The sequence below is a fragment of the Arthrobacter sp. Dra40 genome (genome assembly GCF_059091905.1).
In genome coordinates this window covers 39,933-58,238 of the sequence record NZ_JBNHHB010000030.1, presented here as the reverse complement: position 1 = coordinate 58,238, position 18,306 = coordinate 39,933, and the positions used below count along the sequence as shown (strand labels likewise).

The following is an 18,306-nucleotide window of genomic DNA, read 5'->3' as shown; positions in this document are numbered from 1 at the left end:
AGTGGGCAGATTAGCTGGCCGCCACCGGGCAGTTTAACTGGCCACCGGCGGGCACTTATCCTGGCCGCCAGCGGGCAGAAATTCATGGCCCTTGACAGAAGATGTCGTCAAACCGTTCCGTGTCCACGTCAGGAACACGATCGCATGCGGATCTGGACGGTGTCGCTGAAACCACTGGCGGAAAATCACACGCATATGTCCGGCGGTGAAAATCGAGCGCCGTTGGCGAGGAGATTTACGAGCATTTTGGAGGAGTCCCGGATCAACAAGCGCGGTTGGGATCTCTGAGGCGAGGTCAAGGTTGACATAAGAGGGGTCAGGATCGAGATCGTTCACGGCAGGGAGGACGACGTCTTCCCTCTCGACGGGCGAAATGGCGACGGCAAGGGCGCCGTCCTCGAGGCGGCTGCCGTCGAACAGGCCGTCGTCACCAGCGACTACACAGTGCCGAGGCTTTCCTCTGCTGTGGCGAGCAACTCCGTCCAGTCGGCATCGGACCACGTCCCATCCGCGTCGCAAAGAGATTCACACTTAGCGTGCGCCCCACATAGTTCTGCTGAGCAAAAGTTCCTCTCGCGGAATTGCAGGAAACATTCGCCGGCTGCAATCCCCGCGGTGCAGCAGTCGCTGAAGCACCTGTGGCACGGTATCCGCTGGCCGATGTTCGTCGTGAACCGATCGAACAGTGGGTGGACGGCCGCATGCTCCTCATCGGTGACGCGGCCCATCCCATGCTGCAAAACCTCGCACAGGGCGCTTGCCAGGCGTTCGAAGACGCCGCCGCCCTGCAGGAACTAACCAGGGGCACGGTGTTCAGGGGCGGCCAGGTGGACGCGAGCGCCTGGGGCGGCCGTCTTTGCGGTGCTCCGCCCGTAACACTTGCTGCACCGGCTCTATGGGTCCTGAACTCGCAACCCGGAAGTGAGGTTCAGCCGACGTCGCCGATCAGGGCGAGCAGGGCGCGACGCAGGCCATTCCGTTCCGCCGTCGTCAGCTGGCGTGTCAGCGTCGCGTCCACCTGTTCGACTCGCGGGGCCAGCTCGGCGAGGCAGTTGTGTCCGCTCCCCGTCAACCGCAGGGTGTTGCTGCGGTGATTTACGTCGTCGCGGGAGCACTCGATCAGTCCGCGGCGTTCGACCGCGCCACAACATCGGCGATTGTCGACCGGTCGAGGACAAGGTCCCGGCCGAGTTGCGCCTGGCTCAATCCGGGCGAGGCGACTATCAGGTTGAGCGCGCCGAACTGCACACTCGTCACTTCGGTCGAGACGAGGCCGTTCCACAGAGCCAGGTGAGCCTGTTGCGCCCGGCGCAGCAGGGAATCCGAGACGTTCGCCAACTGCTGGTATCGGCACGTCCGCGGCACCCGAGGACACGCCGACAACGGGCGAAGCCATCGTCAGAGCCAGCGCGGTGCGGGGGGAACCTCGCCGGAAGAGGCTGTGATACCAGCGATGCTCCGCCCCGTCGCCCACGCGGCGAGGTCCGCTGCCTTGCCACAGAGCATCAAGTCCGGGCATCACCGGAAGACACCGACGAAGCACGATCCGACGGTTGCAGCACAAAGGAAGGGAGCGATTCGGCATCTCGCCGCTTGTCCCACGCACCGAGCACGCCGACCAGCAAGCAATCGACCAGCGCTGGGGGGAAGTCAGCGAAACTGCCACCGTTGTTGAGATCGACGGCATGGATCCAGGTCTCGCGAGTCCGCATCCAGATTGTCTCGGACACGGGAACCTGCCGGCCCTGGGCCGTGCGCACCTCGCTTGTCCAGGCGCTAGGCTCCATGTCGCGCCATTCGACGTTCAGATGGATGGCGGCATGGTCGGAGAGGTTGCGCAGCGCTTGCGGCGGCAGGGTAGCCGAGAATTCGATGTCGTCATTGCGCTGGGTAGGTGACTCGTACATCGGGGTCACCACACCGGTGGCGGCCCATGTCGTCAGGTTGGTGAGCGCCCGTGCGTTGAGGCCAACATGGGCGATCACATGTCGCCGGTTCCAGCCGGGGAGCGCTGAATCCTCATCGAACTCGGCGTCAGCGAGTTCGTGGAGTTGGCGGGAGAAGTAGGATTGCCCCCCGACGGGCGAGGAGAAGCTGCTCCCGGAGGACCGGGTCCTGCGTCTTGTCGTCGCGGGCGGCCATGGCTACTGTTCGGTCACGACAGCGTTGCGCTGAACGCCCAGGCCTTCGATACTCGTCGACAGCATGTTGCCCGCTGCGAGGTATCGCGCGGGCCTACGCACGTGGCCCACTCCACCGGGCGTCCCGCTGGCGATGACGTCGCCCGCGTTGAGGGTGACGATGTTCGAGATGTACGAGACGAGCGTCGCGGGGTCGAACACAAGGTCATCCGTGGGTGTCGTCTGCACCACCTCGCCGTCCACCTCGGTGCGCAGTTCGCCGCCGAGGGTGAACTCGTCGGCCGTCACCATATAGGGGCCGAACGGCGTTGTGTTCTCAAAGGTCTTGCCCTGGAACCACTCCGGGCTGCGGTACTGGTAGTCGCGCATGGTCACGTCGTTGAGAACGGCGTAGCCGGCGATGGCGGATGCCGCGGCATCACCCTCGACGCGGCGGGCGGGAGCGCCGAGAATGATGGCGAGTTCGCCTTCCCAGTCGACATGCTCCGCGGCATTCGCGGGGAGAGAGATGTCGTCGTTGGCGCCGATCAGTGCTTCCGGGTACTTGGCGAACAGGGTCGGGAACTCGGGGAGTTCGCGTCCCATCTCTCGGATGTGGCTGGCGTAGTTGAGCCCGACGAAGACCACCTTTGACGGGTTGGGGACGACGGGCGCCCAGTCCTTCACGTCAATGGAGTCGAGAGGGTGGTTCGCGCCGGACGCTGTTTCGGCGATCGCGCGCCAGTCGCTGTTCGCTAGAAGTGCGCCGACGTCGGTGAATCCGTCGATCTCCACGGCAGTGGACTGATCCAAGCGAACGGCGACCGTTGCTCCGTTCTTGCGCAGAGTGGCGAGTTTCATCGGATCTCCTTGTCACGCCCGGGCACGTAGGTGCGGGCGAAGTTGAGCCGGTCCATGATTGGGCCGTCATTGAAGCGGAAGAGGTCAAATTGGTCGTTGTCGGCGTGCAGCGACCAGGGAACCCAGCTGGGCACGACGAGGAGGTCGCCCTTTTCGAGTTTGTGTTCGGTGGTGTCGAGCACAACGGTCCCGGTGCCCTCGAAGACCTGCCAGACCGAGGATCCCACTTCGTGGCGGGGCAACGTCGACGCATTCGCGCGCAGGCGGTGGAACTCGCAGCGGATCGTCGACATCACGTCGCCACCGGTGGTGGGGTTCGTGTACCGGAGGGCGGCGTGCCCGGGCGCGACGGTCGCTGCGAAACCCTCGTCCTCGAGTTTCAGCTGCTCGCGCAGTGCCGCATCCGTGTGCTCCCAACGGTACGCGGACAGGGGAGACGAACGCTTCTCATCGAGCACCGAGAGTGGGCGGAGCCCCGGGTGCGCCCACATTCGCTCGGCACGGGAAACCGCGGGGGATGCCTCGTCGGTTACGCGCTCGGATACGAACTCGAAGAAGCCGACATCGGTGTAGCTGCTGAAGGGGATATCGAGGCCATCGATCCATGCCATCGGGTTGGCGGTGTCGTTGTGGTGACCATGGAAGTTCCAGCCAGGGGTGAGCAGAAGGTCGCCGCGCCGCATGGCGACGGGATCCCCGTTCACGACGGTCCACACGCCTTCGCCCTCTACGACGAATCGGAATGCATTCTGCGAATGACGGTGCTCTGGTGCGGTTTCGTGACCGCCAAGGTACTGGACAGCGTCGGCGTGGCGTAGCCGGTGCCAGGCAGGCCAGGGTTGACGAGTCCAACGGCCCGGCGTTCGCCGCCGCGGCCCACCGGGACGAGCCGGCCGGATCGTTCAGCCAGATCGAACAGCGTTCTCCAGCGCCAGACGAATGGGATGGCCTGGGGCGACGGGGTCATCGGCATGAGGTCGTCGCGTTGGGTCCACAACGGAGCCATGTCGTTCGCTTCAAAGTCGCGGTAGAGCTGTTGAAGCTCAGGTATGTCGGCGCTGCCGTCCATCTGCTCCATTGCCGTCCCTTCCTCGTTGGATTAGTACTCAGTGCGCCAACGACATGCGCGCGAGACCCCGACGGACCGGTTGATTCTGCTCGCCAGAATCTTTGCGGGGCAAGTGTGGCAACGGCATAAGTGGCCCTTAGTAATTAAGCATGGTTGGTAGGTTTCTGCCGGTAGGGGCGGTGGCCGCCGGCGGAGAGCAGCATCCGTAGCCGGTAGTTGGTGCAGTTCCGGAATCCGCGGGCGGTCCGCCTGGTGGTCTCGATGACGCCGTTGACGGCTGCGGTAGGGCCGTTGAAAGTACCGTGAGTGTCGAAGTAGGCCAGAATCGCGCTCTTCCAGCTGCGCAATGTCCGGCCGAGACGTCCGATCTCAGGGGTGGGACAGGACGGAAACGACGCCAAAACCCTGGTGACCAATTCCCGAGCGTAGGCTGGCGGTGCGTGGTAGATCGATCTGACCTGCTGGTAGCACTGCCAGGCCAGGCTGACTTCGTGCCGGGGATCGCCCGCGGCGAGCTTGGCGTTCAGGCGTGCGATCTGCTTCTCGCTCAGGTGCTCGGCCCCGATCTGCAGGGTGCGCCGGATACCGTAGAGCGGATCACCTTTCCGTCCGCGGTGGCCCAGCGTGTCCTGCTGCACGCGGCGGCGGACCTCGTCAACGGCGGCGCCGGCAAGCTTCACGACGTGGAACGCATCCAGCACGGTGATGGCCTCTGGCAGTTCTTCACGGATCGCGTTGGCGTAGCCGCGGAACGGATCCAGCGCTGCGGTCTTGATCCCGGCTGTGAATGCCGTGCCCCGGTCCTTGAGCCAGTCTGCGTAGGCCTTGCCGGAGCGGCGCCCTCGACTAGGCAGCCGGGCATGCACGGTCCCGTGTGCATCACGCGTGTGATCGACGATCCCGGTCACCTTCCCGGTGCCGGGCAGACCGGTGTGGCACCAGACTGGGCGTCGACGCCGAGCCCGTCGATCCCTTTGAGCCGGCCGGGCGTGCTGAGGCGGCGTTGGGCCCGGAGCCGGATTGCATCCCAGGCGGTGTGCCAGGAGACCCCGAGCTGATGGGCAAGCGCCGAAACCGAGGTGTCGAAATTCCGCAGCGCATCGGTCGCCCAGGCCACGGCCCGGGCGGTCAGCTTCGCCCGCGGCGGCGCTATCGGATGTTCCTCGGTGAACGTGGTGGTCTTGCAGTCGGGGTCGGGGCAGCGCCAGATCCGCTTGGCCCAGACCAACCGGACAGGCCTGCAGAAGCACGGAGTGTCGTGCAGGCGTACGCGTCGGCGTCCGTGGCCGGTCGCGACGACGCCGCAGTCCGGGCAGCCGGCAAGCTGCCGGCCGAATTCGATTTGAAGGGCCAATCCGTCATTGTTAGCAGCGACGGAAACAACGTGCAGGCCGTCGATGCCGAGCATCCCGTCGGCACGCTCGCACCAGCGTCCGCCCGCGCAGGAAGTAGCTTTGAACATTGTCGGGTCTCTTTGTGGATTTGGTTGCTTGGTCGCTACCAATTCAAAGAGACCCCGTCTTGTTTTCAGGCCAACGCCACGCCAGCGCGCGGCTTCAGGCACCACGGAGATTCAAACAGCCCAACCACGCTCATCTGCGAAGGGCCGGATTGTGGGCATGCTCGTCGAATGCGCCTTCGGCGGAACTGGCGAAGCGAGTTTCGGTCCAGTCAAAGCAAAAATCGTTCCGAATTCAGTTTGTACTCACGCATTTTTCGGTAGAGCGTCGACCTGGACACGCCAAGAAGTTGGGCAGCGGCCATCTTGTTACCCTGACACTGCATCAAGGCGTTGACGATCCCGTCCACTTCAAGTTGTTCCATCATCGATAGACCGCGCCGACCCGCATAACTTGCGATTTCGGCAGGAAGCATGTCCACTGTGACCTTGGTGGAGCGGGCGGATGCAAACAATCCGCGGAGCACACTCTCCAGTTGGCGTATGTTCCCGGGCCATGGTGCCCGAGTGAGTGCGTCAAACGCGCCCTGGGTGATGACGAATGTCTGCTGCGGGGAGTAGCGCAGGTTGATCTGTTTTATCAGTGCACCAATGTCCTGCCGCCGGTCTCGCAGGTTGGGCAGTTCCACCTTGCTAACGGCAAGTCGGTCGAGCAGCCGGCGGTGGGCATCTGACTCCGGCCAGAACTCTTGGCCGCATGCGGTTGCGTAGACCCGACCGCCCGCGGGTAGAACGTCAAGTTCTGCTGCGAAGCGTCCCGCCATGGGGGCGTCAAGGGCGTCGAGGTGTTGAAGGACCACCGGAGCGCCGCTTTGGAGCAGGTGGACTACCGGCTGCAGCCAGCTCTCGCCATCCTGGCCGGACTGGCTGCAGTCCACGGTGCTCAACTGCGGGACGTCGGGATCTGTTTCGGCTCCCGCACCGAGAACCGCCCTGAGAACAGTTGTTTTGCCTGTGCCGGGTCCTCCGAAGATGGTGACTGGAACACCGCGGTCGCAAGCACTTTGTACCAGCCGCCTGACTTCGGTCCAAGCTGAACTGGTTCCGGGCAATGCCGCTGCCAGCCGTTTTTCCCGGAGTTGCTGCGCGGGTCGATAATCGCGCGGCAGCCGTGCGGTGTTCTCATTGCGCGCCTCGATCTCAAGCACGGCGCCTACAATCTCGCTCTTGATTTCGACACCGCGGCAGTGAATGGTCAGGACCGCCGATTCCGTCTGGAGGTTGATCAACCGTTCCGGGTGCGCATGTGTCAGCGTATCCGAAACGATGGACCAGAGCGTCGCTTGATCAATGCCGCGCAGTCGCTCGTTGGCTTTGACATTCGCCATAAAGATATCGCTGCCCACTACCGCAACGGCTAGTCCGGTGCGGCATGCTTCAAGATAGGAGTTGAGTAACGCGTGCTCGCGGTGCGTCGAAAGTGAAAGTAGGTTTCTGCCGATATCGCGGCCCGTGTTGGAAAGCAGGGGTGCGAGCAGCGGGCTGAACTCCTCGGAGTATGCGGTTAACGTTACTACCCCGTTCAGGCGGTTGGTGCCAGGAATCTGGACCGGGGCACCGACGCATGTGAATGGGCTGAGGAACTCTGAAAAATGCTCGGACCCTATGACCATACGCGGCTTTCGATCCTCAACCACCGTTCCTATTCCGTTAGTACCCACCTCGGTCTCTGCGCCGCTAAAGCCTGGAGCCGATCCTATAGCATCCATCCGAGCTTCGAATCTCTTCTCCCTCGCCCAACGTTTGAGAATACGTGAATGCCGGTCTGCTACGAGCAAACTCACGTTCAGGCCTGAAAGGTCTTCAGCAAGCCGGGTGAGGATCGGATCAGCTGCACGCAGCAGCAGGGAATCATTAATTGTGGGCGTTTCGAACGGCAACGATGACGAAGTCCGATGGGCGCCACTTAGCCGGGAACGTTGCCATGATTGCAAGATTTCCGGCCGCACGATCGACGCGTGCGATGGATCAATATTTCCGTCACCGATAAAAATATTCCGCACTTCGTTGAGTTCATGAACTGACATGTCAATATATCTCCGCTCCAAATGCGCCCTTGCAAGTCGGCGAGTCTTCATGACTACATATGCGAAGAGACGACAACGACGTCGTCCTCCCCCAAAACCAGAGTGTACCTTACCGAATGGTCAACAAAAAGGCCTTGTTTTGACCTTTAGATAACCTCCACATCGTGCAGTCGCCGGCCACAGAAAGAGAGCTCCTGGACAGCGGTAGGCTGCCTCCTAAAACGAAATTACTTACGACTCGTTTTGCAACGCCCACTGATTGGAAAAATGCTTGAGTCGTTGATCGTATCGGTTGATACGGTAGCAGTTTAGATTTTATGGAATCCTCCGTACACGGCGACCCCCTGGCCGGGCGTCTGTGATTGAGCAATGGATGGGGGCCCCTTACATCCCACCTCGTGCGTCGCAGCAGACCCCGTCGGCCTGCGCGAGGCCGCCCCCGCCGCCTCGCTTATCCGAGCACCCACTCGAGTTAGCTGACGCCATTCAGCCGCCGAACGGCTGGAATACCCCGGAGCCTGCCCACCAGTAAACAATTCGTGGAATCGGGGGATGGCCGGCTGGCAAGGGTGCCAACTGATTGCAGCCCGGTGCCCGGCCTCGGATTGGTCTTCTTCGAGGTCGGCTCGAGGAAAAAGCGAGTTAAATGCTCACTTGGAAGGTGGCTCCGTCCGTGGCACCAGATCGCTGTAGGCAATAACCAATCTTCACGGGTCAGAGCCACCTCCCCTGTCTCAAACATGCAACAGCCGGTCAGTCTCGGCAAGGCACGAGTGAGGCAATCAACAGCTAAGCCATGCCGCGCGTATCATACGCTCTGAACAACCCGGCTTACTCTAAAGTTCTCCCCGTAGCCCGTGGTTTCTTCATACTCCATCTTGTCCATGTAGGCAGCCATGCCGCCCATAAAGAACATATTGGTGACCGGTTTACCCGGGACGTTGGCACCGTTGATCCAGGAATTCACTTTGGGAAACAGCGTCTGGTTGGCTATTGCATCGCATTCATCCATCCACTGCTGCTCCGCTTCCGGGGTGGGCTCAATTACATCACTATCCGTGTCCAGTACATGCTTGACGGCTCCGCCCACCCAGTCGACCTGTGCCTCATGGGCCGGAGGCTGATTGGTGAACGGTCCCATCGGCCCGTAAATCATAAACAGGTTGGGGAATCCCTCGCTCATGAGGCCCAGATGGGTGCGGGGCCGAGCCGCCCACTTATCCTTCAGTGTCAACCCGTTCCGGCCTTCATGATCAATCCGGAGTTGGTTGCCGGAAACGGCATCGAATCCGGTGGCCAGCACGATCACGTCGAGTTCATGCTCGCCGTTTGCGGTCCGGATCCCTGTGGGCGTGAACTCCACAATCGGGTCACTCTTCACATCCACCAGGCGCACATTGTCCAAGTTGTAGGTCTCGTAGTAGTTGTCGCAACACAGGGGACGCTTCGCGTAGAGCTCTGTCGGGGTTAACAGCCGTGCAAGCTCCGGATCCTTGACCGTCTCCTTAATCTTCTCTGCGATGAAGTCGGTAGCCGCCTTATTCGCCACGAGGCTGCTGCCGACGTCGTTGAAGGCGCGGAACATGTACTGGAAGCCGCCGCCGTCGTTGTACACGCGCTCGAATTCGGCCCGGCGTTCCGCTTCGGAAACACTCTCAGCCGAAACGTCGCTCTCCTTGAATCCGAAGCACGTGGTGGAGTACAGCACACTACGCCAGTAGCCGCCGTAGTCGTTCTTGATTTCCTTGAGCAGCTCTGGATCAATGGCCCGGTTCTTGGAGGGCACTACCCACTGCGGGGTGCGCTGGAATACAGTCAGCTCGTCCACTTCGTGGGCGATGTCTGCGATCAACTGGATGCCGCTGGAGCCGGTGCCGATTACACCCACTCGCTTGCCCTTGTAGTCGCCGCCGTCTTCGGGCCAGCGCGCCGTATGGTAAATCTCGCCCTTGAAATTTTCCTGCCCAGGGAAGTGGGGGATGTTCGTAGCTGAGAGCAAGCCCACGGCTTCGATCAGGAACCGGGCCGAGTACTTGTCCCCGTGCTCGGTTGTGAGAAGCCAGCGGTTAGCGGTTTCGTCGAAAACAGCGCTCTCGATCTGGGTGCTGAACTGGATGCTGCGCCGTAGGTCATAACGATCGCTTACGTGACTCAGATAGGCACGGATTTCGTGCTGGCGCGGATAACGTTCGGTCCACTTCCAGGAGTGGAACAACTCTTCGTCGAAGGAGTAGCAGTAAGCGGTCACTTCCGTGTCAGAGCGCGCGCCCGGATAGCGGTTCCAGAACCAGGTGCCTCCGACATCCGCCGCGTTGTCGAATGCCTGGACGCTCAGACCCAGTTCGTTGCGGAGCTTGTGGAGGCTGTAGAGGCCGGCAAAACCGGCCCCGATTACGACGGCGTCAATTTCGGTCACGTCGCTGGGGGCGTACCTCGCGAAATCACTCATCTCTTATTTATCCTTTCATTTTCCTAGGCGTTTCCGTTGCCCGGTATGTATTCCCATGGTCTTTCACAGTTGTGGATGCCGAATGTCCTATTTTGAGATGCGGATCAGGCGGTACCCGACGCCGGGGTGCGAGTTTCATGGTGGTGCTCATGGGAGATCGCATCGGAAAGCTTCGGTGCCTTCACCGCAGCGGATTTTTCTTGGCGTTCAATTTCCGTGTCCAGCGCCCGGTTGTCTCGGTTATAAGTGGCCACCCACCGGCGCTGCGCGCTTTCGGTCATATGACATAGACCCGGTATTTGCGGATACTGTCGACAGAGGGTCGCTTCCCGTTGGGGGGAGGCTGCTGCCCTGTCTAGGGCAGCGGCCGCGGCCCTACCGCTTAGGCCGATCGCGGCCCAAAGCCGTCTTGCCTCCTGACCGCAACTGCTGCATATAACCTCCGTAGGAGGCGGACTCGGCACCCAGCGTTCGACACGTTCCATGCATCCGACGCATTGGTAATCAACAAGTATCGACATACCAGTTCCACTCACTCGTAGTAGTAAGGCGCGTGGCGGTACTCGGCCCAATCGTCGGGATCATGGCTGATCCAGACTGAGGCTTCCTCTTCTCTCAAGCGCTTGATGCGCTTAATGGACGTGATGGCCGCGCGTGTGTCGTAGTCAATGGGGAAGTGGTATTCCATCTCCAAAGCGGCGCGCAGGTGAACGGCGTCGCCCGTGAGGATAAAGGTCCGCGAAGCCAGCCGCACCTTGAGGCTCAGCTCGCCGGGGGTGTGCCCTGGCATGGAAAGGATCACCAGGCTCCCGTCGCCGAAGAGATCGACGTCCACTCCGGGTACAACTCGCCAATCGAAGTTGCGAATCCTCGCAAGCTGATCGGGCATGTAACAGAACGCGCCGATGGGAGTGGGCCAATGCGCAAATTCCAGCTCGCCCTGTCCCACATAGAATTTTGCATTCGGGAAGTAATGGTGCCCACCGGAGTGATCGAAATGCAGGTGGGAGGAAATCACATGGGTGATGTCGTCCAGCTTGTATCCCAGACCCTCGATCTGACGATGCAGTTTCTGGTCTTCAGTACCGGAGACACCCAGACCTTCGGCAAGTTCCTTGCCATAAAGGGCTGCCGGGTCATCCGTTGCCTCCGGCGCAATTCCCGTGTCAAAGAGGATCAGGCCCTTGGGATGTTCGATGAGAAACGCCGGCATGGGTATGGTCAGCTTTCCGCTGAGCCCATACATAAGGGTATGGGCGTCGACAGTCAGGGTTGGACTATCAAGGGCCCATAGCTTTCGGGCAACTCCGAGCGACATCGCTATATCTCTCCTCTTCGAATTTCGACCGATGTTCGGTTCCACATTTACCGATTCCTAATCCTGTCCGTTTGAGTTGGGCCACCGTTGTCCTAATTTGCAACACCCGAAGCGGAAGTGTCGCAAACTCGGACAGTTCGAAGTCCTTCCTGCGACGTTTGATTGAAGACACAGCAGTTCTGGAGAAAGGATCGTGCAAAATGAGTGATGGACGGGTCGCCGCCCTCACGGGACCGGAAACGGTCAAAGTAAAGACTTTCCCGGTCCCGGCCCCCGAGACCGGTGCCGTGGTGCTCACCGTTCGGAGGGCCAATGTGTGCGGCTCGGACGTGCACCAATGGCACTACGAGAGTCCGGCGCTGCGGGACGCGGGCCTCGGACACGAATTTGTGGGTGATGTGGTGGCCCTTGGAGAAGGCGTCACCACAGACTTCGCCGGGGAGCCCCTCTCGGTGGGTGACCGGGTGGTTCCGGTCTACTACCTGACTTGTCTACGGTGCCCGACATGCCTGCGCTCCGAGTTCAACCTTTGCCGGAACAGTCTCGACTCCTGGTCGTTGTCCCCGGAAGTGGCCCCGCATTTCCGCTCCGGCTTCGCTACTCACTACTATGTCCAACCGGGTCAGTTCTTCTACAAAGTGCCGGACGGAGTTGATGATGCGGCTGTAGCGGGCGCTAACTGCGGATTGGCCCAAATGGTGTACGTCCTCGACAGGATGGACCTGAAAACCGGAGAGACTCTCGTCATCCAGGGCGCCGGCGGGCTCGGCCTTTATGCGGCGGCCATCGCCTATGAACGCGGTGCCCGTGCCGTAGTTATCGACGGCGTTCCTGAGCGGTTGGAACTCGCCCTCCGCTTCGGCGCCTCCGATGTCATCAGCCTCAACGACTATCCACAACCTGCAGACCGTGTGGCGGCCATACAGGAACTCACGGACGGCATCGGAGCCGACGTCGTCCTGGAAGTGACCGGCATCGCTCCGGCCTTCGCCGAAGCCGTGGATCTTGTACGAGTGGGAGGCCGCATTGCCTCCGTGGGCAACTTGAATGCCGAGGCCACCATCAGCCTCGCGCCGGGAATTATCACCCGTAAAGGGCTGCAAATCAATGGGATCCTGCGGTACGACCCCTGGTACCTGCATAAAGCTATCCAGTTCCTGGCCCGCAGAGGTCATTTGCACCCATTTGAAGCCCTCAGCGCCGGGTCATATTCACTGGACGAGGTCGACGCGGCGCTGCGTGCGGGCGAGTCACGTTCCGTTGCCCGCGTAACCATCGAACCCTGAGATATTGCTTCATTACCCGGTTTCGACCCCACAATCCCTTCCCCGAAAGGATTCACATCATGGAGTTTCACACACAGCTCTTCGTCAACGGCGAATGGACCGATGCCGAGGGAGGTGCAACCTTCGATGTCACCGATCCGTCGACAGGGGAAGTCTTCGCTAAGGTCGCGGATGCCTCCGAGGCCGACGTTCGCCGAATGATTGATATCGCGGCGGGTGTCCAAGACGAGTGGGGCAATATGCCCGCCGTCGATCGATCGCAGATCATGAAGCGCGCCTGTCAGCTATTCGAGGAACGGGTTGACCATGTGGCCTGCGTACTGGCCCTGGAACAGGGGAAGCCGATAGAACAGGCCGCCGGCGAATGGCGGTACGGCATGGGATTCATCGAATGGTTTGCGGAGGAAGCCCGGCGGGTCCATGGAACCACGATCCCGGCCACCACTAAGGGAAAGCGCATCATCACGATGAAGCAACCTTTGGGGGTCACGGCCTGCATTACTCCCTGGAACTTCCCCGCCCTGCAGATCCTGCGCAAGTTGGGGGCGGCTCTTGCCGCAGGCTGTACCATGATCGTCAAGCCGCCGGCCCTGACGCCGCTTTCCGCCCTTGAGATCGCCCGGCTTTTCCAGGAGGCGGGCCTTCCCCCAGGCGTGCTCCAAGTAGCAGCATCCAAGAGCGCGGCGAAGGTCAGCAGTGTCTTCATGAGTGATGCCCGAGTGCGGGGGCTATCCTTCACTGGTTCGACTGAAGTCGGCAAAGTCTTGATGCGCGGTGCCGCGGATACGGTGAAGAAGATTTCACTTGAACTCGGCGGACATGCACCTTTCATCGTGTTCCCGGACGCCGATATGGATCTGGTGATTCGTGAAGCCATGGCCGTCAAGTTGCGGAATATGGGCCAGACCTGCGTTTCCGCCAACCGCTTCTTTGTCCATCGGGACGTGGCTGACGAGTTTTCGGAGCGTCTTGCCAAGGAATTTGCCAGTCTGGTCGTGGGCAATGCCCTCGAACCGGGGGTAGACATCGGGCCTCTGGTCGAGGAAAGTGCCGTGACTAAGGTCGAATCGCACATCGCAGATGCCGTTGAACGCGGCGGCACCGTAATGACCGGCGGAAAGCGCTACATCATCGACTCCAAGAGCGGGCTGTTTTTTGAGCCGACCATCATCCGAGGTGCCAGCGACGACATGCTGCTGGCTAAGGAAGAAACCTTCGGTCCGGTCGCTCCGATCTTCACCTTTGAGGACGAAGACGAAGTAATCCGCCGCGCCAACAACTCGGATTTTGGCTTGGCCGGATACTTCTTTACCACTGACCTGGCACGGGCTATCCGGGTCGCAGAGCGGCTTGAATATGGCACCGTCGGACTCAACGATGCAAGCATCTCAGCAGTTCAGGCGCCGTTCGGAGGCGTAAAGCAATCGGGAATCGGGCGCGAAGGCGGCGATCTGGGCATGGAGGAATACCTGGAAACCAAGTACGTGTCGGTCGGAGGTCTCTGAGTCAAATGGTCAACGATCTCCGTTTCTTCTTCGAACCGGCCTCGGTTGCGGTCGTCGGTGCCTCCGACGATCCGGAAAAGATTGGTGGGCGTCCACTGCGGTATATGCGGGAGTTCGGGTATTCCGGAACCGTTATACCGGTCAACCCGAACCGTACCGAGGTCCAGGGACTTCGGGCCGTGCCGTCCCTGGCAGACGCTCCCCAGATTCCCGACGTCGTGCTTATCGCCGTTTCCGGACAAGCTGCCGCGGATACGGTGGCCACGGCGGCCGATCTCGGGGTCAAAGGCTGCGTAATCATGTCCTCCGGTTTTTCAGAAACCGGCACGGACGATGGGACCGCACTACAGGCCCAAATGATCGCCGATGCCAAACGATCAGGCATGCGGATCGTGGGTCCGAATTCGCAGGGCCTGGCGAGCTTTCAGTCCGGGGCGGTTTTGGGGTTCTCCACCCTCTTCACGGAGGACCCCCCCAAGGACGGCCCGGTGGCAATCATCAGCCAGAGCGGGGCTATGGCCTCGGTCCCTTACGGCATTCTCCGCCGCAGGGGAATCGGAGCACGGTATGTGCACGGTACCGGTAACGATGCAGACGTCAGCGCCGCGGAACTGGCGGCCGCGACCATCGATGACCCGGACTTGCGCCTGCTGCTGCTCTATCTTGAGAACGTGAGCGATACTGAGGCATTGATTGAGCTCGGCGAGAAATCCCGCAGGAACGGTGTTCCTGTCATCGCGCTCGTGGGAGGGCGCAGCCAAAACGGTAGTCGCGCGGCGGCCTCCCATACCGGGGCGCTGGCCACAGAGCGCCGGGTCCTGGATGCATTCCTCGAACGGGTCGGGATCCGGCAGGTCCACAGCATGCAGGAGATGACGGCGTCTGTTGAACTGTACCTGCAGGGCTGGAGCCCCCGTGGCTCTCAACTGGCGATTCTGAGTAATTCCGGCGCGGTCTGCGTCACGGCGGCGGACGCGGCGGAGGACGCAGACCTGCCACTGGCAGGCCTTGAGGAATCCACCGTGAGGCGGTTAAAGGAAGAACTCCCAGCGTTCGCGGCAACCACCAATCCGATCGACGTCACGGCAGCGTTGCTCACCGATAGCGGCATTTTCGGGCGCGTCCTGCCGGTGCTCGGCGCGGACCCTAACGTAGACCTGTGCCTGCTCGGCATACCTGTCGCAGGACGCGGATACGATGTGGACCAGTTCGCCCGGGACGCCGCCACGTTTGCCGCGTCCGGGACGCCCATCGTCCTGGCCATCCCGCAGCCCAGCGTGGCCAAGCCATTCCGTGAGGCGGGACTGGTGGTTTTCGAGGACGAGACCGAAGCTGTACTCGCAATCGGAGGGTACCTCGCTCATCTTGCACGCATGAAGCGGGCAGCAACATTACTGCGACCCGGCAGAGGGAAAGCGAACGACGACGGGGCTGGTCAGCTAAACGAGTCCGAGAGCCTGGGGGCGTTGGAGAAGGTGGGCATACCCGTCGTCCCTCACGAGTTCGTTACGGAGGTGGAAGCTGTCAGGGCTGCTTTCGACCGGGTCGGCGCGGCTGAGGTGGTCGTGAAAGGATGCAGCAGCCAGACCGCACATAAGTCGGACCTCGGATTGGTGCGCCTGAAATGTACCTCGGCCGCCGCCGCGGTAGCCGCAGCCCGGGAGATCTCCGGGGCCGCCACGGAGAATGGTGTGGAACTGGACGGTTTCATCATCGCCCCCATGGTCAACGGCCTGCACGAGGTACTGGTTGGGGCCACCCGGGATCCGCTGTTCGGTACCGTGATGCTGCTCGGAACGGGCGGGATTTTCGTCGAAGTAATGCCGGACACACAGGTACTGCTCGCGCCATGCACTGCGGAAGAAGTCAGGGACGCAATCAGCCGCCTACGTATTGCCCCCGCGCTCCCCGGGGTACGAGGTGTACCGGCGGCTGATGTGGAGGCTTGGGTCTCGGCCATCGTCCGATCCTCGGAAGCGCTGACCACCGACGGATGCCTTGTGGACGGCTTTGATGCCAACCCTTTCATGCTGCTGCCGGAGGGTGAAGGGGCTGTCGCCGTCGACGCTGTCGTTCTGGCCTCGGTGACTTTCGGACCGGAACCTCATGGATCGGAGGAGGCATAGTGAAAACCAGCCCAGTGGTGTGCCAACGCGCAAATGGCCTTTCCCGGCACTGACATTATGGGCTGATCGCGGTCGCCGATGTCCTGCTGATCTTCTTCTTCCAAGCCGTTCTCCGACAGGACTTGCTCAGCGGCAGAACTTTGTCCACGCTCACTCCGGTCCTTGGAATCATAATCATGATCGCCATGGCTCAGGCCTTCGTCATCGGGACCGGGGGCATCAATTTAAGCCTGCCCTCGATCGTTACGATGATCGGAATCATCATCCTGAAACTGATCTGTACCGGGTTTGATGGAGGCAGTGATTACCCGAAAGGACTAAGCACATGCCAGCACCATCGAAGTATCCCGCAGAGTTGAAGGAACGAGCTACCAGGATGGCTTTGGACGCCAGGAAGGGCCCGGCGACCAAGACCGGCGCCTTGCGCCGGGTCCGCGAGCAGCTCGGTGTGAACCTCGAAGCGCTGCGGACCTGCGTCAAGCGCGCCGAGATCGACGAGGGCCTGCGGCCAGCGGTATAGATCAAGCTGTTTGTGACAGCGGTGGTTTTTCGTTGATATTGATGCCCGCGTGTGCGGGCGGGTGGGCTGCGGTTGCTTGCGTGAGAATCGTTCGGGGTGCGCCGCGTGGTAGGCGTCCATGTTTGCTTGGCGCCGTGCCCGGGCCTGTTCGACGAGCCCGTGGTGCACATGGTCGGGGGTGTAGTAGTTCAGGCCGCTGTGGCGGTGGTTGGCGTTGTAATCGGTTACAAAAGCGGCCATGTAGCCACGGGCGTGTTCGATGGATTCGAAGCGTGCGGGGAAGCGCAGATGGTACTTGATCGTTTTGAAGGCCAACTCGGAGTAGGGGTTGTCGTTGGAGACCCTTGGCCTGGAGAAGGACAGTGTGATGCCCAGGGACCGGGCGAACTCGACCGTGGTTGCCGAGCGCATCGGGCCGCCGTTATCGGAGTGCAGCACGGAGGGGTATTGCTCGTTCTGTACGACCGCCTGATCGATCATGGCTTTGGCGTGGATCGCCAGTTCCGTGTGTTCAACGCAGGCCGACGATTTTGCGGGAGAAAGCATCCAGGACGGCATAGAGACGGTAGGCGGTTCTTCCCGGGCCGCGCAGCATGGTGATGTCCCAGCTCCAGAGCTGGTTGGGTGCGGTGGCGGACTGGACCGGCTTGTGCCGTTGGCTGCTGCCTCCTTTGCCCTGGATGCGGCGGTCACCGTTTTGCCCGTGGGCGGCCGTGATTCGGTGGGCGCTGGCCGGGGAAAAGAACACTTCCCCGGCGTCAAAAATCCGCCAGTAGGCCTGGGTGACTGAGAGGTCCTCGTAGGGTTCGCTGCTGAGCATCGTCATGAACGTGTCGGCTTCTTCGGTGCTGATCCGGTTCGGATACGCGCGTTCCTTGTGCGGTACCTGCACGCCCGGGGCCGGCGGAGGGCGCTGATGCCGGTGCCAGCTCATTCGGTGGACGCCCACCAGCGAGCAGGCAGCGGTCTTGGTCCAGCCGGCTGCTATCAGGGCTGCGATGAATCCGAATCCGATGGCTTTGATGGCTGGCGGAAGCTTTTCCCAAAATCTCCACCGCTGCTTCCGACTTGGCGAGTTTGACCTTGAGAACCTCGTTCTCTTGCTCGACATGCTTCAGCCGTCTCTTTTCGCCAGCGTTGATCCATTGAGCCAAGGACTGCCCCTTCAAGTTGTCCGAACTTGATTTCAGACGGCCGGCCTCGCGGTCCAGATACCACTCACGGATCGTGTTGGGATTCATACCGAGGGAACGGGCCAACGCTGCTTTAGAACCGCGTTCAAGACACTTGTCGTACTCATCAAGAATCACCAGCTTCTGCTCGGTCGAGAAATGAGCCTTCTTGGAAGAACGGACGGGAACAACAAAATTCATGACGTTCACTTTCCCCGCCCCTGGCGATCAATCACTGTCACACGACAGCCTGACACTTGGGGTACAGGCCCTGTTCCCGCAGATGGGCCCCGCCCTGATTGCGTTCGCAGCGGCCTCATACGCGGCCAGATGATCAAGTTTCTGCGCCGGAGTAAACGCCCGCCTCGGGGTCGGACCTCCCGCACATGGACCG

The 18,306-nt window shown here is 61.2% G+C and carries 16 protein-coding genes and 3 pseudogenes; 5 read left to right on the top strand and 14 right to left on the bottom strand.

Annotated features, from left to right (window positions below; genetic code table 11):
* The coding region (locus AC5RWT_RS14805) for a hypothetical protein (protein WP_494080834.1) at positions 1 to 288 on the top strand (288 nt) is incomplete at its 5' end.
* 350 nt (positions 289 to 638) lie between these two features.
* Positions 639 to 728: pseudogene (locus tag AC5RWT_RS14800) on the top strand (hypothetical protein); the annotation flags it as partial.
* A 200-nt stretch (positions 729 to 928) separates the two neighbouring features.
* Here AC5RWT_RS14800 and AC5RWT_RS14795 read toward each other — a convergent pair.
* The 11 genes and pseudogenes from AC5RWT_RS14795 to AC5RWT_RS14745 all read right to left on the bottom strand — a co-directional run bounded on the left by AC5RWT_RS14795 (position 929) and on the right by AC5RWT_RS14745 (position 11,348).
* On the bottom strand, positions 929 to 1,072 hold the full coding sequence (locus tag AC5RWT_RS14795; protein ID WP_494080835.1) for a hypothetical protein: 144 nt from the start codon (positions 1,070 to 1,072) through the stop codon (positions 929 to 931).
* Positions 1,073 to 1,119: 47 nt separating this feature from the next.
* On the bottom strand, positions 1,120 to 1,338 hold the full coding sequence (locus AC5RWT_RS14790; RefSeq protein WP_494080833.1) for a hypothetical protein: 219 nt from the start codon (positions 1,336 to 1,338) through the stop codon (positions 1,120 to 1,122).
* A gap of 167 nt (positions 1,339 to 1,505) precedes the next feature.
* Positions 1,506 to 2,003 (bottom strand): annotated as a pseudogene (locus tag AC5RWT_RS14785) (maleylpyruvate isomerase family mycothiol-dependent enzyme); the annotation flags it as partial.
* A gap of 141 nt (positions 2,004 to 2,144) precedes the next feature.
* Complete coding sequence (locus AC5RWT_RS14780; protein ID WP_494080832.1) at positions 2,145 to 2,981, bottom strand: fumarylacetoacetate hydrolase family protein; 837 nt, start codon at positions 2,979 to 2,981, stop codon at positions 2,145 to 2,147.
* Positions 2,978 to 4,059: pseudogene (locus AC5RWT_RS14775) on the bottom strand (cupin domain-containing protein). The gene AC5RWT_RS14780 and the pseudogene AC5RWT_RS14775 overlap by 4 nt, the downstream one beginning before the upstream one ends.
* A 134-nt stretch (positions 4,060 to 4,193) precedes the next feature.
* Positions 4,194 to 4,958 (bottom strand): ISL3 family transposase, encoded by a 765-nt coding sequence (locus tag AC5RWT_RS14770; protein WP_494080831.1) that lies wholly within the window; start codon positions 4,956 to 4,958, stop codon positions 4,194 to 4,196.
* Positions 4,955 to 5,512, bottom strand: coding sequence for a helix-turn-helix domain-containing protein (locus tag AC5RWT_RS14765; RefSeq protein WP_494080830.1), 558 nt, complete (start codon positions 5,510 to 5,512; stop codon positions 4,955 to 4,957). The genes AC5RWT_RS14770 and AC5RWT_RS14765 overlap by 4 nt, the downstream gene beginning before the upstream one ends.
* Positions 5,513 to 5,721: 209 nt before the next feature.
* Positions 5,722 to 7,536: a sigma-54-dependent Fis family transcriptional regulator gene (locus tag AC5RWT_RS14760; RefSeq protein ID WP_494080829.1), complete on the bottom strand. Its 1,815-nt coding sequence runs from the start codon at positions 7,534 to 7,536 to the stop codon at positions 5,722 to 5,724.
* 808 nt (positions 7,537 to 8,344) lie between these two features.
* Entirely contained in the window at positions 8,345 to 9,985 is a 1,641-nt protein-coding gene (locus tag AC5RWT_RS14755; RefSeq protein WP_494080828.1) for a flavin-containing monooxygenase, read from the bottom strand.
* Between the two features lie 104 nt (positions 9,986 to 10,089).
* Positions 10,090 to 10,266 (bottom strand): hypothetical protein, encoded by a 177-nt coding sequence (locus AC5RWT_RS14750; protein ID WP_494080827.1) that lies wholly within the window; start codon positions 10,264 to 10,266, stop codon positions 10,090 to 10,092.
* 251 nt (positions 10,267 to 10,517) lie between these two features.
* On the bottom strand, positions 10,518 to 11,348 hold the full coding sequence (locus AC5RWT_RS14745; protein ID WP_494080826.1) for an N-acyl homoserine lactonase family protein: 831 nt from the start codon (positions 11,346 to 11,348) through the stop codon (positions 10,518 to 10,520).
* Between the two features lie 155 nt (positions 11,349 to 11,503).
* Here AC5RWT_RS14745 and AC5RWT_RS14740 point away from each other — a divergent pair, with 155 nt between their 5' ends.
* From AC5RWT_RS14740 to AC5RWT_RS14730, 3 genes are read left to right on the top strand one after another with little or no spacing between them, the layout of a single operon-like run.
* Positions 11,504 to 12,589 (top strand): zinc-binding dehydrogenase, encoded by a 1,086-nt coding sequence (locus tag AC5RWT_RS14740; RefSeq protein ID WP_494080825.1) that lies wholly within the window; start codon positions 11,504 to 11,506, stop codon positions 12,587 to 12,589.
* 59 nt (positions 12,590 to 12,648) lie between these two features.
* The gene (locus AC5RWT_RS14735; protein WP_494080824.1) at positions 12,649 to 14,094 is read left to right on the top strand and encodes an NAD-dependent succinate-semialdehyde dehydrogenase; all 1,446 of its coding nucleotides are present in this window, start codon (positions 12,649 to 12,651) and stop codon (positions 14,092 to 14,094) included.
* 5 nt (positions 14,095 to 14,099) lie between these two features.
* A complete protein-coding gene (locus tag AC5RWT_RS14730; RefSeq protein ID WP_494080823.1) occupies positions 14,100 to 16,220 on the top strand; it encodes an acetate--CoA ligase family protein in 2,121 nt (706 codons plus the stop codon).
* A 304-nt stretch (positions 16,221 to 16,524) separates the two neighbouring features.
* Here the strand turns inward: AC5RWT_RS14730 and AC5RWT_RS14725 are convergent, their stop codons facing one another.
* The 3 genes from AC5RWT_RS14725 to AC5RWT_RS14715 are packed head-to-tail and all read right to left on the bottom strand — an operon-like array spanning position 16,525 to position 18,113.
* Entirely contained in the window at positions 16,525 to 17,286 is a 762-nt protein-coding gene (locus tag AC5RWT_RS14725) for a transposase (protein ID WP_494080822.1), read from the bottom strand.
* A complete protein-coding gene (locus AC5RWT_RS14720) occupies positions 17,252 to 17,566 on the bottom strand; it encodes a hypothetical protein (RefSeq protein WP_494080821.1) in 315 nt (104 codons plus the stop codon). Before AC5RWT_RS14720 ends, AC5RWT_RS14725 begins: the two co-directional genes overlap by 35 nt.
* Entirely contained in the window at positions 17,499 to 18,113 is a 615-nt protein-coding gene (locus AC5RWT_RS14715) for a transposase (RefSeq protein ID WP_494080820.1), read from the bottom strand. The genes AC5RWT_RS14720 and AC5RWT_RS14715 overlap by 68 nt, the downstream gene beginning before the upstream one ends.
* Positions 18,114 to 18,306 lie beyond the last annotated feature (193 nt).

Bases quoted from the DNA above. Each gene is read 5' to 3' on its own strand.
- AC5RWT_RS14780 (WP_494080832.1), bottom strand. From the start codon at position 2,981: ATGAAACTCGCCACTCTGCGCAAGAACGGAGCAACGGTCGCCGTTCGC.
- AC5RWT_RS14720 (WP_494080821.1), bottom strand. From the start codon at position 17,566: ATGACGATGCTCAGCAGCGAACCCTACGAGGACCTCTCAGTCACCCAG.
- AC5RWT_RS14750 (WP_494080827.1), bottom strand. From the start codon at position 10,266: ATGACCGAAAGCGCGCAGCGCCGGTGGGTGGCCACTTATAACCGAGAC.
- AC5RWT_RS14730 (WP_494080823.1), top strand. From the start codon at position 14,100: ATGGTCAACGATCTCCGTTTCTTCTTCGAACCGGCCTCGGTTGCGGTC.
- AC5RWT_RS14760 (WP_494080829.1), bottom strand. From the start codon at position 7,536: ATGTCAGTTCATGAACTCAACGAAGTGCGGAATATTTTTATCGGTGAC.
- AC5RWT_RS14715 (WP_494080820.1), bottom strand. From the start codon at position 18,113: ATGAATTTTGTTGTTCCCGTCCGTTCTTCCAAGAAGGCTCATTTCTCG.
- AC5RWT_RS14735 (WP_494080824.1), top strand. From the start codon at position 12,649: ATGGAGTTTCACACACAGCTCTTCGTCAACGGCGAATGGACCGATGCC.
- AC5RWT_RS14725 (WP_494080822.1), bottom strand. From the start codon at position 17,286: ATGCTTTCTCCCGCAAAATCGTCGGCCTGCGTTGAACACACGGAACTG.
- AC5RWT_RS14740 (WP_494080825.1), top strand. From the start codon at position 11,504: ATGAGTGATGGACGGGTCGCCGCCCTCACGGGACCGGAAACGGTCAAA.
- AC5RWT_RS14765 (WP_494080830.1), bottom strand. From the start codon at position 5,512: ATGTTCAAAGCTACTTCCTGCGCGGGCGGACGCTGGTGCGAGCGTGCC.
- AC5RWT_RS14755 (WP_494080828.1), bottom strand. From the start codon at position 9,985: ATGAGTGATTTCGCGAGGTACGCCCCCAGCGACGTGACCGAAATTGAC.